This window comes from Qipengyuania gelatinilytica, from assembly GCF_019711315.1.
Lineage (GTDB): Bacteria > Pseudomonadota > Alphaproteobacteria > Sphingomonadales > Sphingomonadaceae > Qipengyuania > Qipengyuania gelatinilytica.
Window position 1 is genome coordinate 1,091,772 of sequence record NZ_CP081294.1, and the last position, 13,725, is coordinate 1,105,496.

Genomic DNA, 13,725 nt, shown 5'->3' on the forward strand with positions numbered 1-13,725 from the left:
TGGGAGTGAATGAGGATGATTGGACGCGCGCTTTTTGCGGACGGTGGCTTGCAACGAAATATCGGTTTTTGGGTCCCGCTCTTCCTCTCGATCCTGCTCATCGCCCTCGGCATTCTCGTGTCCACCGGTTTTCTTTGGGGCCTCGTCGTTACAGCGCCTCTCCTGCTGGCTGCCATCTGGGATATGGTGCAGTCGACCCATTCGCTGAGGCGTAATTACCCGCTGACCGCGCGTTTCCGCTGGTTTTTCGAAGACCTGCGCCCCTTCTTGCGCAGCTACATCGTGGAGGGGCCGCTGGAAGGCCGGCCCTACGACCGCGTCTCCCGCTCGCTGGTTTATGCGCGGGCGAAGAAACAGGAAGACGCGCATCCCTTCGGAACGGAACTGGATGTCTATTCCGAGGAATACGAAGCGCTGTGCCACTCCACCAATCCCAACCCCAAGGCGCCCAAGCGCACCCGCGTGCACGTCGGGACGGACCAGTGCACCAAGCCCTATGACGCGGCCCGCCTCAACATCAGCGCAATGAGCTTTGGCGCCCTTGGCAACCACGCGATCGAGGCGCTCAACATGGGCGCGAAGATGGGCGATTTCTATCACGACACCGGCGAAGGCGGCCTGTCGCCCTATCACCTCAAGCATGGCGGCGATATCGTCTGGGAAATCGGTTCGGGCTATTTTGGCGCGCGCGACAAGGACGGCAATTTCGATCCCGAAAGCTTCCGCGACAAGGCGCAGCACGAACAGGTCAAGATGACCGAGATCAAGCTGAGCCAGGGCGCCAAACCCGGCCATGGCGGATTGCTGCCAGCCGCCAAGGTGACCGAGGAAATCGCCAAGACAAGGCAAGTGCCCGCTAATGAGGATTGCCTCTCGCCTCCGGGCCACTCCGCCTTTTCCACGCCGCGCGAGATGCTCGAATTTGCAGCCAAGATGCGCGATCTTTCGGGCGGAAAGCCGGTCGGCATCAAACTGTGCGTCGGCATGCCGCATGAGGTGTTCGCCATCTGCAAGGCGATGCTCGACAGCGGGATCACGCTCGACTTCATCGTGGTCGACGGCGGCGGCGGCGGTACCGGTGCGGCGCCGCTGGAGCTGTCGGACCATGTCGGCCTGCCGCTTCGTATCGGGCTTTATTACGTCAACAACGCGCTGATCGGCACCGGCCTCAAGGACAAGATCAAGCTGGCCGCGTCGGAAAAGGTGTTCTCCGGCTCCTCCATCGCCATGAACGCCGCACTGGGCGCCAACTGGTGCAACGCGGCGCGCGGTTTCATGTTCTCGCTCGGCTGCGTGCAGTCCCTTCTTTGCCATACCGGCACCTGCCCGACAGGCGTTGCGACCAGTTCGCCAGCCCGCCAGCGCGGCCTTGTGATCCCCGAAAAGGCGGAGCGGGTGGCCAATTTCCAGTCCAAGACGCTCGACAGCCTGCACGATATCGTCGTTGCCTGCGGGCTCGAAACGCCCGACGATTTCACTCCGCAACATCTGCGCCAGTGGAAGAACAATGCCGAGATGATCCCCTGGTCGAAGATCGTCCATGAGGTCGAACCCGGCAAGCTGCTGCACGAACCGGAAGGCACCGCCTTCGCCGAATACTGGCGAATGGCCGATCCCGACACGTTTAAACCCGCCCAGTGATGCTGCTCCCCGCCGCGGCCACGCCATCGCCCTCACCAACGGCTGGCGCTTCGACGGGCACGCATAATCCCGCCTGGCTGGACGGGCTGACGAACTATCTCGACCCGAATCACTTCTGGGGCGCGGTGGGGCTGGGCGTCGTGTTCATCCTCATCGGGTTCATGCTGAGCTGGGTGATCCGCCGCGTCATAAAAACGCTGGTCGATCACGACCCGTCCGAACGGATCGACCGGATGACAATCAGCTTCATGCAGCACCTCGGCACTTTCATCATGTGGATCGTGCTGGCCCTGCTGTTCTCCCACCTCGTCCCGTCGCTCAACAAGCTGACGACTTCGCTCCTGGCAGGAGTCAGCATCATGTCGGTGGTTATCGGCTTTGCCGCGCAATCGACGCTGGGCAATCTCGTGTCCGGCATCAGCCTGGTGATCTACAAACCCTTCCGCCGGGGCGACCGCCTGCAATTGTCCACGCCGACGGGGCTGGAAACCGGCATCGTCGAGGACCTCTCGCTCGGCTACACCGTGCTGAGGACCTTTGATAACCGGCGCATCGTTCTCTCGAACGGGACGATTGCGAACCAGATCATGATCAACCTTTCGTCGGTCGACCTTCGCGTGATGATCTCGCCGACGATTTCCATCGGCTACGATAGCGATATCGACAAGGCGCGGGCGATCGTCCTCGACCTTGCCAAGGCTCACTCCGACGTGATCGAGGTGGTGGGCTGTCCCGTGGTCAATCTGGGCGGGTCGAGCGTGGATTTGTCGCTGCGCGCATGGTGCAGCGATGCGGCAACGGCCAAGGGCGTGGAACACGACTTGCTGGAGCAGGTGAAGAAACACTTCGACGAAGCGGGGATCGAGATTCCCTATGCCTATCAGAACGTCGTGCTGAGCGGCGCGCTGGACGCAGGGAAAGACTAGGTCCCGGCGCGCGAACGCAGGATGTCATCCAAGAGGCGCGGTCCGTCACCCTGCTCTTCCAGCGCGGGGTAGCGCTGGCCACAGGGACATTCGAGCGACAGCGTCTTCACGCTGTCGAGCCGCTTCACCACCAGTTCGACCTGGCCGCCTTCATCGGGCAGCAGGTCGAGCGCATCCTGCATCGCTGCGTGCGAATAGCTGACACCGCCGACGGACAGCACCTCCATGCCCTTGACCATGCCGGCCTTGAAGGCAGGTCCATCCCACAGGACATCGAGGACCTTTGCGCCCAGCCCCATCTTCAATCCGAGCGAATAGGAAAAGTCGAAATAGGAATGATGGGTCTGGTCATCGGCCTGCCAGCCCGACGGCGAGCCCTGCCAGATGAGGCGGTAGCCGGAATTCTCGATCCCGGCATAGGGTGCGTGCGGGGCGACGCCGTCCACGCGGGAGGCGAAGAAGCCGGTCCAGTCATGGTCGTATAGCGTTTCGAGCGCTTCGATAAGTTGTTCGCGTCCATAAGGCTCGGGCCTGCGCCGGCGTTCGTCTCCCCCCGAGGCTTCTGGTGCGAAGAATGAACGCATCAGGTCGTCGAGCGACCGCTTGCCATCGGTGCCGCGGCGGATGATCGTGTCCGCTTCGAGCCAGATCAGCAGGCCTTCGGAATAATAGTCTTCCGATCGCTGCCAGCTTTGCCACGGCTGCACCTCGCGCGCCGTGAAGATCGGATCGTTGTCCGTGTCGGCAAGCGGACGCCATTTGCGTCCCGGGCGATTATCGTAAGTCGCGAAAATCAGGGCGAAGGCTTCGCGCGTCAGCTTGGGTGAAATTAGGCCGCAGCGTGCCGCCAGCACATGTCCGTAATACTGGGTCAGCCCTTCATAGACCCACATGAGCTCGTTCGTCATGCGGCTGAAGTCGGACTGGTAATTTCCCGAAGGCACGCGAAACTTGCCCACCCAGGCATGGACATATTCGTGCGGCAGCAGGTCGCGCTCGGTCGTGGAGCTTTGCCAGTTGCTGAAATAGGTCGCGCGGACACCTTCCTCGCTGCAACTTTCGTGCTCCAGCCCCATCCTGCCGACCTGGTCCGAACAGGCCATGAGGAAATGATATTTGCCGAAGGGCCGATGGCCGAACAGCGCATCGGCTTCCGCGATCAGCCGCCTGTGGCATTCCAGTTCCTCGGTGCCTTGCGGAAGCTGGTCTTCCCGATCGGCGACGATCAGCAGTCCGACGTCCTTGTCCAGCGTTTCGCGGTGGGCATGGATGCCGGCCAAGACCGGACAATCGATCAGCGTGCGCACGTCCACCGGCGCGAAATGGAGCAGGGATGTCTCCGCCGCAGCCTGCTGCTCGTTCGCCTCGCCCAGTGCGCAGGCCCAGTTCCATCCTTCCGGCAGTCGAAGGGCAGGTTCGATGAGGATATTATCGATGGGCTGGTCGGACGGGTAGAGCAGGCATTCCTCCCAGTGGAAGCGCAGGATCTCGTCGCTGACCATGATCCGCCCCTGGTTCGACTGGGTCGGGGAAAGCGACTGGTGGGCCGCCTCCAGCAGCACGGCGCCTTCCGGCAGATCGACCAGGATGCGATAGGGATTGTCGGGATCGCGCCGCCAGCGGCAGGATTGGCCCGCGACCCTGAAATCAAGGCCGGCGAGCCGGTCGATGGCGCCGCGCGGTGCGTGGTAGGCGGGGAGCCATTTCGCCAGGGTCAGCGCGATCTGTCCGTCATGACCATCGACAGGAAAGGTCTGGCTGGCCCAGAAGATGGCGCGCCCGGTGTCGCTCGCATCCACGGTCAGCTTGATCGGCGTAACTTCCTTCGTGTTCGCTTGCGCCATTCGGCCTTCCCACCTTTTCCAAACCGGCTGCAAACTGCCGCAGCCGATTGCCAAACACATAGGCCTTGCGCGCAGTTCCAAAGTGCCGTCGACCCCAAGCTCGACAAACAAGCTTGCGAAATTGAAAGAGAAAGTTAGTAAAGGCCGCGGGTCGCTGCCGGAAAACCCCGGGGCAAAAGCAAATGTGTGAACTTTTCGCGATGAGCGCATCGCAGCCGCAGCGCGTGCGATATGAGCTCGATCTTTTCGCCAAGGAGGGCGGAGAGAAACATCGCAACAGGGATGGCTGGGGCATATTGTTCGCGCAGGAGCGCGACGCCTATCTCTTTCGCGAACCCGATCCTGCCGCATCGAGCGAGCTGGCAAGCATGGTGGTGCGAAACGAGCGCGCCTGCAAATATGTCATGGCCCATGTGCGCCGCGCCACGGCAGGCGGTCCAGAACTGGCCAACACCCATCCTTTCGACCGCGTCGAGGACGGCCGGCGTCACGCCTTTGCCCACAATGGCGAGCTGCCGGGCATCGAAGATCGCGGCGATACGCAAGACCTGATTTCGAGCCGCGTCGGAGAGACCGATTCCGAGCTGGCCTTCCTCCTCCTGCTCGACCGGCTGCGCAAGTCCGGGTCGAGCGATGCGGAAACGCGCTTCGAAGTGTTCAGCCGCTTCGCAGACGAAATGCGCGAACTGGGCAGCGCCAATTTCCTGTTTTTCGACGGACAGCGGCTGTTCGTCCACGCCGACCGCAGGCGCTTCGAGACAGAGGAAGGGCTGTCCGAACGACGCGAACCGGGCCTGAATATCCGCAGCTTCGATGAAAGCCACAAGGGTCATCACTGGCAGTCCTCGGGCGCAAGCATTCCGGAAATTTCCGGCCCCTTGCACCTGTTCGCCTCCGTTCCGCTCGACCCGGACGGGTGGGAGCCGTTGCCCCGTGGGGAGGCACTGGTGCTCAAGGATGGCGCAATCGAGGCGCGTCGGCAGGGCTGACGCAGCGTGGCAAGTTTTTGATCTAAGCTCGGGGAGAGAGAGCGATGGGGAATAACGGAAAGGTCAGGCTGTCGCTGCTCGAAGTGACATCCCTGGGTGTCGGCACGATGATCGGCGCGGGCATCTTCGCGCTGTTCGGCCAGATTTCCACCCTCGCGGGCGGGTTCGCCTGGGCCGCCTTCCTCGTGTCGGGTATCGTATCCGCGCTGGCAGGCTATGCCTATTACGACCTGTCCAAGATCTCCAACACCAATGGCGGCGTTGCCGAATATCTGACCCGGGGCTGGAACGGCAGTCTCGTGGGCAGCACGATCGCCTTTTGCTATTTCCTCTCTATCGCCATCGTCCTTGGCCTCGTCGCAGAGAGCTTCGGCCATTACACCGCCAAGGTCCTGTCCATGGGAACCGGGCTGGTGGACTATTTCGCCATCGGCGTGATGCTGTGTTTCCTCGTCATCAACGCAGCCGGCATCAAGCTGATGGGTGTAGCCGAGAAGGTCCTCGTGATCGCCAAGCTGGTGGTGCTGGTGGGTTTCACCGCCTTGGCCTTTTCCCAGTTCGACAGCGCCACCTACGCCGCCAACGACAGTTCGGTCTCCTTCGGTTTCGGCAATTTCGTCAACGCGGTCGCGCTGGCCAACCTGTCTTTCGCTGGCTTCGCAGTGATCGCCAATGCCGGCGGTAGTGTGCAGAGTAACGCGACGATTGCGCGGGCGATCTTCATTGCGATCCTGCTTGTGGGCGCAGTTTACGTTGCCCTCGACGTGGCCGTGTTCGGCAGCATCGATCTTTCGACCATAGAGAGCGCGAAGGATTATGCCCTGGCGGCAGCCGCCAAGCCGGTGCTTGGGACTGCCGGGTTCCTAATTATCGGCATCACAGCGATGGTCTCCACCATGACCAACATCAACGCGAACATCTTTTCCGGTTCGAACACGGTCGGTTTCATGGCGCGCCACAATCAGGTCAGCCAGGTCCTGGCCAAGCCGCTGTTCCTGCGCCAGGGCAATATTGCCATGCTCGCGACCGTCGGCATCGTCATCCTGATGATCGTCACCCTCGACCTTTCGCAGATCGGCGATGTTGCCAGCGCAACCTTCCTCCTCGTCCATACCTTCATCCCGCTTGGCGCCCTGCTTTACGTGAAGCGCAAAGGCGGATTGCGCAGCTTCCTTCTGGGCCTGGCCACGCTGGCCAATGGGGCGCTGCTGCTGTTCTTCCTCTGGCACCTGAAGGGGCAGGACATGACCGAGATCTATGTGTTCGCCGGAGTAATTGCCTTCGCGGTGCTTTTTACCGGGATCAGCAGGGCGGTTTTGGGCGTTCCCGAAATCGAGCCGGTCGCAAGCCAGAAGTAATACCCCCTGCCGCCCCACTAACTGAGGAATTTATATGTCGAAGACCGTTGCTGAAATCGTTGTCGATGCGCTGGAAAAAGCAGGCGCGAAGCGCGTCTACGGGATCCCCGGCGACACGATCAACCATTTCACCAACGCGGTTGCGAAGAGCGATCTGCGCTGGGTGGGCGTGCGCCACGAAGAGGCCGGCGCCTTTGCGGCGGGAGGGGAATCCTACATGACGGGCGAACTGTCCGTGTGCGCCGGAACCTGCGGCCCCGGCAGCCTCCACTTCGTGAATGGCATCTATGAAAGCCACCGCAACGGCGCGCCGGTGCTGCTGATCGCATCGGACGTGGCGCGCACGGAAAGCGGCTTCAACTTCCCGCAGGAAGTCGACCAGAAAAAGATCTACGAGCAGCATTCGCACTTCTGCGAATACATCTCGCACCCTTCGCAGGCGCGCCGCATCGTGACCAAGGCGGCACAGACCGCGCTCACCAAGAAGGGTGTGGCGGTCGTCATCGTGAACGGCGACATGTTCACCGAGAAGGACGACGATGAGATGGACTGGCAGGTCTATCGCCCAGAGCCGGTCTGCCGCCCGAACGACGCGGAAATGGCGGAACTTGCCGCGCTGGTCGATGCGGCGGGCAAGGTCTCGGTCTATGCCGGGATCGGCGCCCGCGACGCGCGCGAGGAAATCATGGCGTTCTGCGAAAAGGTGAAGGCGCCGATGGTGCACACCACGCGGGCCAAGGAATTCCTCGAACCGGACAACCCCTATAATGTCGGCGTGAACGGCATCCTCGGCAACAAGGCCGGGGTGGAGGCGCTCGAAGATGCCGACCTCGTCATCACGCTGGGCTGCGACTTCGCCTACACGCAGTTTTACCCCGACGGGAAAAAGATCGCCCAGATCGACATCGACCCCACCCACTTGGGCCGGCGTTCGGCCATTCACCTGGGTCTGGTCGGCGATGCCAAGACCACCATGGCCGCGCTGCTGCCGCTGGTCGCCGCCAAATCGAGCGATGCGCATCTCGAAGCGCACCAGAAGCAGTGGCAGAAGGATCTTCAGGGTTACATCGACGAAGGCAAGGAAAGCGATCCGGACCTGATCCATCCGCAGTATGTCGCCAACATGCTGGACAAGAAAGCCGACGACGACGCGATCTTCATCTCGGATGTTGGCACGTCGATGGTCTGGATGCTCCGCCACCTCAAAGCCAACGGGAAGCGCCGCTTCCTCAACAGCCTTCTGCACGGCACCATGGCAAACGGGTTTTCCTCCGCGATGGGCGCGAAGCTGGCCTATCCCGAACGCCAGGTCATCGCCATGTGCGGCGATGGTGGCCTGACCATGCTGATGGGCGACCTGCTGACGCTGGTGCAGGAAAAAATCCCGCTCAAGGTCGTGGTATTTCACAACAACACGCTGGGTTTCGTCGAGATGGAACAGCGTGTCGAAGGGCTGGTCGATCACTTCACCGGGCTCCACAATCCCGATTTCGCCAAACTCGCCGAAGCATGCGGCATCGAGGGATGGCATGTCGAAAACGCCGATACGCTGGAGCCGGCAATGGACGCATGGCTGAGGCATGACGGGCCGGCGCTGCTGGATGTGAAGGTCAACCAGATGGAACTGGTCATGCCGCCCAAGGTCGAGGCGTCGCAAGTTGCGGCCACCGCCCTGTTCGGCATAAGGGCCGTGCTCGACGGGCGCACCCGCGAGGTGGTGGACCTTCTGCGCAACAATTTCCTGCGGTGATGACGCCGCGATTATCCAACCCGAAATCCCGATGATGCGGTCTCTGCCGCGAACTCAAGGACCCTTCAGATGAAAACGAAACTTGCCACTGCCACCCTGTCGCTCGCGCTTAGCCTTGCCGTCGCTGCTTGCGGAAGCCCGCAGGCCGAACAGGACGGCGATGCCGAAAGGGCCATGACCGAAGGACCTGGCGTGGACGGCACCGCCGTGACACCGGGAGAGGCCATGTTCGAGGCACGCACCCTGGCCGCGCACCTTACTTCCGGCGAGATGGACCGCGGTGAGACGGCGGTCGCACTCGAAGATCTCGACCGGTTGGTGAACGACAACATCGTCGAATTTCCCGAAGCCATCCGCCCGAAATTGACCGAAGACATCACTTCCGCTCGATCGGCTTTGAAGGCGGAGGACATGCAAGGTCTGCAGGAGGCAGCAGTGTCTATCGAGAAGACGATATCGGCCGCAAACACGAACCCGCAAACCAATTAAACAGACCGGTCGTACCGGCTTGCGCTCAAGGCTCAGGCCGGTGCGACATCATGACAACGAAAACAACGATCTGAGAGGAAATGAGGATGAGTAAAGCGTATTCCGAGGAAGGGCAGCACGACCGCTGGACCAGCCTCAATATCTGGCTGCACTGGACTATCGTCGTGTTGATCGCGGTACAGTACCTTGTGACTGCCGGGGGCATGGAAAAAATGTGGGACGCTGCGAAGTCCGGCTCGAACGGGTCTGGCGGGCTCTTCACTCTCGGCAACGCCCATATTGCCGTGGGTTCCTTGGTCCTCATCGCTGCCATTATTCGTCTGTGGGACCGGTTCGCTCACGGTCGGCCGCCGCATCCCGACGGCGCGCCGAACTGGGCTCATCTCCTTGCCAAGATTACGCACGTCCTGCTTTACACCTTCCTTATCGCGATGCCGATCGGAGGCCTGCTTGGATGGTTCCTGAACAGCGAGTTTTTCGCCGAGGCCCATCATACTGCGGCGGAAGTCCTGATTTACGTTATCGCGCTCCATGTGCTTGGCGCACTGGCGAACCACTTCTGGTTCAAGACCGACGCGCTTCGCAACATGATGCCGGGGCGAGGACGATAAGGTCTTTGTTGCGGTAAGCGACCAGGGGGACGAGCATTTTGACACGGAACGGTATCCGCTTTGCCAGAGTAACGGCGTGCGCTTTGATCGCGTCGGTGGCCTTGGGCCTCCCCGCGGTGGCCTACGCCAATTCAGGGCTCGAGCAGAGCTTCCTCCAACCGATGGGGCCGGTGGCTGACGAGCAGCTCAATCACCTGCTGCGGGTGATCGGGATCACGATGATCGTGATCCTGCCGGTCCTGATTGGCGTCCCCTATATTCTCTGGCGTTACCGCTATGCGAAGCCGAAAGGCGACTACACGCCGGAATGGGAATTTTCGAAGAAGCTGGAGTGGGCGCTTTGGGGTGTGCCGGTTCTGGTCGTGATCGTGCTGGCCAGCTGGCTCTGGTATTCCACCGAAAAACTGGATCCCTACCAGCCCTTGGGTCCCGAGCCCTTGCAAGTGCAGGCGATCGGGCTCGATTGGAAATGGGTGTTCATATATCCCGAAGAAGGCATCGCGACGGTCAACGAACTGGCCATTCCCGTCGATCGGCCGGTGGAACTCACACTGACGACCGACACCGTGATGCAGAGCCTGCTCATCTCGTCGCTTACCGGCCAGATCTACGCCATGCCGGGCATGACGACGAAGCTCAATTTCTCCGCCACGCGCACAGGCGAGGCGGAAGGCGAGAACACCCAGTTCAACGGCGATGGCTTCGGACGCCAGAAGTTCATCGTGCGCGCACTCGAGCCAGCCGATTATGCGGACTGGGTAGCAAGCGGTTCGGGCGGACTGACGCTGGACGAACCAACCTACGCAATCCTGCGCCGCCAGACCGTTCTCGCCGATGCGCGCAAGGATCTGGGTTTGGAGAAGACGGCGCAACCCCTGGTCATGACGCTGGCCCAGCCGGATACGTTCGACCAGATCGTGGCCAAATATCGCGATGACGACGGCAACCCCGCGCGCGAGCAAAACTGGGGCGGAACGGGTAGGCCGGGCAATCAAACGGGGGACGGCAAATGACACAGGAAACCAGCCCCATCTTCGGCAATCTCGACTGGAACGTCACGCCCTACACCGACCTGCTCCAGCACGTGGATAGCAGCACGATTATCGGTGCCGGTGCGGCGAGCGTCCTCGTTCTCGGCACAATCGCAGGCGTCGCGCTGCTGACCTATATGCGCTGGTGGGGACCGCTCTACCGCAGCTGGCTGACCTCGCCCGACGCCAAGAAGATCGGCATCATGTATATCGCGCTCGCGCTGGTCATGCTGGCGCGCGGGATCATCGAAGGCTTCGTGATGCGCGCCCACCAGGCAACCGCCCTCGGCACGCTGGCGCAGCAGGAAAGCGGCCTCGTCGCGCCCGATCACTTCTCCCAGCTGTTCAGCACGCATGGCACGATCATGATTTTCTTCGTCGCCATGCCGCTGCTGATCGGCCTGATAAACTTCGTCCTACCACAGCAGCTGGGCGCCCGCGACATGGCCTTCCCGGTGCTCAACCAGGTGAGCCTGGGCCTCACGGCCGTCGGTGCGGCGCTGGTGATGATTTCGCTGCTGGTCGGCCAGTTCGGAACCGGCGGCTGGACGATGTATCCGCCCTACACGGGGCTCGACTTCAGCCCCGGAGAGGGCGTCGACTACTGGCTCTGGGCGATCCTCATATCGGGTATCGGCTCGACGCTGACGGGCATGAATTTCGCCGTGACCATCTTCAAGGAACGCGCGCCGGGAATGCATTTCATGCGCATGCCGCTGTTCTGCTGGACCAGCCTGTGCGTCGCCATCATGCTGATCTACGCCATGCCGGCACTGACGGTATCGAGCGCCATGCTGGCGCTGGACCGCTATCTCGACTTCCACTTCTTCACCAACGATTCCGGCGGCAACATGATGAACTACGCCAACATCTTCTGGATGTTCGGCCACCCGGAAGTCTACATCCTGATCCTGCCCGCCTTCGGCGTGTTCTCCGAGATCAGCTCCACCTATTCGGGCAAGCGGCTCTATGGCTACACCTCGCTGGTCATCGCCAGCATGAGCATTGCGGTGATCAGCTTCATGGTCTGGCTGCACCACTTCTTCACCATGGGGCAGAGCGCCGGCGTCAACATCGCCTTCGGCATCGCCACGATGATCATCGGCATCCCGACCGGCGTGAAGATCTATGACTGGATGGCGACCATGTGGCGGGGCCGCGTGCGGATCACCGCGCCGGTCGTCTACCTGACCGGGTTCTTCCTGCTGTTCGTGATCGGCGGGCTTTCCGGCATCATCCTCGCCAACCCCTCGATCGATTACCAGGTGCACAATTCCACCTTCCTGGTGGCGCATTTCCACAACGTGATCATCCCCGGCGTGCTCTACGGCATGCTGGCAGGCATCCATTACTGGTTCCCCAAGGCCTTCGGCTTCCGGCTGGACGAGACATGGGGACGGCGCACGGCGCTGCTGTTCGTCGGCGGCTTCATCTTCACCTTCATGCCGCTGTATGTGCTGGGGCTGATGGGCCTGCCGCGCCGCTCGCCCACCTTCCAGAACCCCGATTTCATGCCGTGGATGTATCTTGCGGCCTTCGGCGCGGTGCTGATGATGTGCGCTTTGACGGCGCTGTTCTGGACCTTCTGGACCAGCTATCGCAACCGGCTGGCGCTGGCGGTCCCGGGCGGCGACCCGTGGAATGGTTCGACGCTCGAGTGGTCCTCGCCCGCGCCGGTGCCCGAATGGACTTTCCCGCGCATTCCGCAAGTGCAGGCTCGCGACGCCTGGGGCGAATGCAAACGCTCTGGCGATGCGTGGAAAGCGCCTGACGAATATTGCGACATCGAAATGCCTGCCAACACCGCGCACGGCCTGATGATTGCCGTGGCCGCTTTCGGCATCGGCTTCGGTATGGTCTGGCATATCTGGTGGATGGCCATTCTCGGCCTGCTGGCCATACCGGCGATACTTGTCTTACGGGGAATCAGGGTGGTTGAACCCAAAATAATCAAGGCCGCCGAGGTCGAGGAGGCCGACCAGCGGTTCCGCAAGCTGGTCGCCGGCCTCACGCCCGCCAAGCGCGCCGATGAGGAAACGGAGCGCAACCGCGGCGTTCCCGACTGTTCGGAGTTTGCCGGATGAGCGAGACCAATCTCTACCCCGGCCTGAACCTGGGAAGCGGGCACGGCGATGCCCATGAACGGGCAGAGCGGACCGTCTTCGGTTTCTGGGTGTTCCTGATGAGCGATCTCATCATCTTCGGGATCCTCTTCGCCTCCTACGCTTCCTATCTCGACCCCATCGGCATGGCCGGGGGACCCGGTCCGCAGGACCTGTTCGATATGAAGAGCGTGGCGATCCAGACCGCCTTCCTGCTGGTTGGCGGCGTGGCTTATGGCGGCGTGTCGCTGGCGATGAAATACGAACACGGGCGCGGCAAGGTCATCGTCTGGTTGCTGTTATGCGCCGCGCTGGGCGCCGGCTTCCTGATCTTCGAGGTGAAGGATTTCATCACGCAGGCCGGCAAGGGTGGCTTCCCGCAGGCCAGCGGCTGGCTCAGTTCCTACTGGACGCTCGTCGGACTGCATGGCTTCCATGTTTTCTGCGGCATCCTGTGGATCTTGACCATGGTCGGGCAGCTCATCGTGCGCGGCACGGATGACGTGGTGAAGGTCCGCCTGTCCATGCTGGGCGTGTTCTGGCACTTCCTCGACCTGATCTGGGTCGGCATCTTTTCCTTCGTATTCCTGGTACCCCTTGCATGACCAAAGCCAACACCGGAGAGCTCGAGCCCCAGGCCGCCGCGCGCGAGGAAATCCGCAGCTACGCGGTCGGCTTCATTGCCAGCTTGCTACTGACCGGCGGCGCTTTCGCAGCGGCGCTCTCGGATTTGTCGTCGACATGGAAAATCGTGCTGATCTGCGTCGCCGCACTGGTGCAGGTGATCGTGCACTTGCGCAATTTCCTGCATCTCAGCTTCTCGGGCGAACAATCGCGCGAAGACCTGCTGCTGGTGCTTTTCTCCGTCTGCCTGCTGGCCATCATGGCAGGCGGCACGTGGTATATCATGTCCGACCTGGGCGGGCGCATGCATGAGGGGGCAGGTGGCGACGCGTCGCACTCCATGCCGGCCTCATGACCCGC

At 61.8% G+C, this 13,725-nt stretch carries 12 protein-coding genes; 11 read left to right on the forward strand and 1 reads right to left on the reverse strand.

The genetic code is table 11. The features are described 5' to 3' along the window. Positions 1-15 precede the first annotated feature (15 nt). Positions 16-1,641: an FMN-binding glutamate synthase family protein gene (locus K3136_RS05435; RefSeq protein ID WP_221431867.1), complete on the forward strand. Its 1,626-nt coding sequence runs from the start codon at positions 16-18 to the stop codon at positions 1,639-1,641. After that, positions 1,641-2,567, forward strand: a complete 927-nt coding sequence (locus K3136_RS05440; RefSeq protein ID WP_221432230.1) for a mechanosensitive ion channel family protein — start codon at positions 1,641-1,643, stop codon at positions 2,565-2,567. Before K3136_RS05435 ends, K3136_RS05440 begins: the two co-directional genes overlap by 1 nt. Here K3136_RS05440 and K3136_RS05445 read toward each other — a convergent pair. Beyond that, positions 2,564-4,411, reverse strand: coding sequence for a M61 family metallopeptidase (locus tag K3136_RS05445; RefSeq protein ID WP_221431868.1), 1,848 nt, complete (start codon positions 4,409-4,411; stop codon positions 2,564-2,566). The genes K3136_RS05440 and K3136_RS05445 overlap by 4 nt on opposite strands. 182 nt (positions 4,412-4,593) lie before the next feature. On the opposite strand from K3136_RS05445, the gene K3136_RS05450 reads away from it, so the two are divergent. The 9 genes from K3136_RS05450 (at position 4,594) to K3136_RS05490 (ending at position 13,720) form a co-directional block, all read left to right on the forward strand. Next, a complete protein-coding gene (locus K3136_RS05450; protein WP_221431869.1) occupies positions 4,594-5,400 on the forward strand; it encodes a class II glutamine amidotransferase in 807 nt (268 codons plus the stop codon). Between the two features lie 44 nt (positions 5,401-5,444). Then, the gene (locus K3136_RS05455; protein ID WP_221431870.1) at positions 5,445-6,758 is read left to right on the forward strand and encodes an APC family permease; all 1,314 of its coding nucleotides are present in this window, start codon (positions 5,445-5,447) and stop codon (positions 6,756-6,758) included. A gap of 34 nt (positions 6,759-6,792) precedes the next feature. After that, positions 6,793-8,508, forward strand: coding sequence for a thiamine pyrophosphate-dependent enzyme (locus K3136_RS05460; protein ID WP_221431871.1), 1,716 nt, complete (start codon positions 6,793-6,795; stop codon positions 8,506-8,508). A gap of 69 nt (positions 8,509-8,577) precedes the next feature. Further along, positions 8,578-8,997 (forward strand): hypothetical protein, encoded by a 420-nt coding sequence (locus K3136_RS05465; protein ID WP_221431872.1) that lies wholly within the window; start codon positions 8,578-8,580, stop codon positions 8,995-8,997. Positions 8,998-9,083: 86 nt separating this feature from the next. Continuing rightward, positions 9,084-9,608 carry a cytochrome b gene (locus K3136_RS05470; protein ID WP_221431873.1) on the forward strand — a complete coding sequence of 175 codons (525 nt, stop codon included), beginning with the start codon at positions 9,084-9,086 and terminating at the stop codon, positions 9,606-9,608. Positions 9,609-9,703: 95 nt separating this feature from the next. Further along, complete coding sequence (locus tag K3136_RS05475) at positions 9,704-10,621, forward strand: cytochrome c oxidase subunit II (protein WP_221431874.1); 918 nt, start codon at positions 9,704-9,706, stop codon at positions 10,619-10,621. Beyond that, positions 10,618-12,723: a cbb3-type cytochrome c oxidase subunit I gene (locus tag K3136_RS05480; RefSeq protein ID WP_221431875.1), complete on the forward strand. Its 2,106-nt coding sequence runs from the start codon at positions 10,618-10,620 to the stop codon at positions 12,721-12,723. Before K3136_RS05475 ends, K3136_RS05480 begins: the two co-directional genes overlap by 4 nt. After that, complete coding sequence (locus tag K3136_RS05485; protein WP_221431876.1) at positions 12,720-13,346, forward strand: cytochrome c oxidase subunit 3; 627 nt, start codon at positions 12,720-12,722, stop codon at positions 13,344-13,346. The genes K3136_RS05480 and K3136_RS05485 overlap by 4 nt, the downstream gene beginning before the upstream one ends. Then, a complete protein-coding gene (locus tag K3136_RS05490; protein ID WP_221431877.1) occupies positions 13,343-13,720 on the forward strand; it encodes a cytochrome o ubiquinol oxidase subunit IV in 378 nt (125 codons plus the stop codon). The genes K3136_RS05485 and K3136_RS05490 overlap by 4 nt, the downstream gene beginning before the upstream one ends. Positions 13,721-13,725 lie beyond the last annotated feature (5 nt).